General features: G+C 67.8%; 1 protein-coding gene. It reads left to right on the plus strand.

The genetic code is table 11. The features are described from left to right. The first annotated feature begins 126 nt into the window (after positions 1–126). Positions 127–1,374: an IS256 family transposase gene (locus tag ACFUC1_RS20585; RefSeq protein WP_379123182.1), complete on the plus strand. Its 1,248-nt coding sequence runs from the start codon at positions 127–129 to the stop codon at positions 1,372–1,374. Positions 1,375–1,423: the final 49 nt, after the last annotated feature.

Consider the following 1,423-nt stretch of genomic DNA (forward strand, 5'->3'; position numbering starts at 1 on the left):
AGTTGAGTCCCCGATAGTGGTGTAGCGCGGTCGCCGTGATCGTCGGCGTGTTCGTCGTGGACGAGGAAGCGGCCACCGCGTGATCCTTCGAGTCAACCTTCCACAGAATCCTCGAGGACCATCACGATGACCGCACCACACATTGTCGACCCTGCCGGCCTGCTTGGCGAAGCCCTGGCCGAGGCATCTCCTGATTTGATGCGCAGCTTGCTGCAGTCGATCATCAACGCGCTGCTGTGCGCCGATGCCGACGCGGTGGTCGGCGCCGAGTGGGGGCAGCCCACCCCGGGGCGGACCGCTCAGCGCAATGGCTACCGCCACCGCGACCTCGATACCCGGGTCGGGACCATCGACGTCGCGATCCCCAAGCTGCGCAAGGGCACCTACTTTCCCGAATGGCTGCTCGAACGGCGTAAGCGGGCCGAGTCCGCGCTGATCACCGTGGTCGCCGACTGCTACCTCGCCGGAGTGTCCACCCGACGGATGGACAAGCTGGTCAAAACGCTTGGCATCGATGCCCTGTCCAAGTCCCAGGTCAGCCGCATGGCCGCCGAGCTGGACCAGGTCGTCGAGGAGTTCCGTCACCGGCCCCTGCACGGCGTGGGCCCGTTCACGTTCGTCGCCGCTGACGCACTGACGATGAAGGTCCGCGAGGGCGGACGCGTGGTCAACGCCGTGGTCCTGCTGGCCACCGGCGTCAACGGAGACGGACACCGCGAGGTGCTCGGCATGCGCGTGGCCACCGCCGAAACCGGGCCGGCGTGGAACGAGTTCTTCGCCGACCTGGTCGCCCGCGGCCTGACCGGGGTGCGGCTGGTCACCTCCGACGCCCACGCCGGGCTACGCGAGGCGATCGCCGCGAACCTGCCCGGCGCCACTTGGCAGCGATGCCGCACCCACTACGCCGCCAACCTGATGTCGGTGACCCCGAAGTCCATGTGGCCGGCCGTCAAGGCGATGCTGCACTCGGTCTACGACCAGCCCGACGCCCGAGCCGTGCACGCCCAGTTCGACCGCCTCCTCGACTACGTCGGCGAGAAGCTCCCCGACGTCGCCGAACACCTCGCCGCGGCCCAGGAGGACATCTTGGCCTTCACCGGCTTCCCCAAGGACGTCTGGACCCAGATCTGGTCCAACAACCCCGCCGAGCGGCTCAACAAGGAGATCCGTCGCCGCACCGACGCCGTCGGCATCTTCCCCAACCGCGCCGCCATCGTCCGGCTCGTCGGCGCCGTGCTGGCCGAACAGACCGACGAATGGGCCGAAGGCCGGCGCTACCTCGGCCTCGACGTCCTCGCCCGCTGCCGGATGACCATCATCAACACCGACAACGAGATCGGAGACAACACCCTGCTCGCCGCACTCACCGCCTGAAACCAGCAGAAGGAACGCGCAGCGCTACACCACAATCTGGGACTTGACC

This window comes from Pedococcus sp. NPDC057267 (assembly GCF_042668795.1).
In the GTDB taxonomy this organism is placed as follows: Bacteria; Actinomycetota; Actinomycetes; order Actinomycetales; family Dermatophilaceae; genus Pedococcus.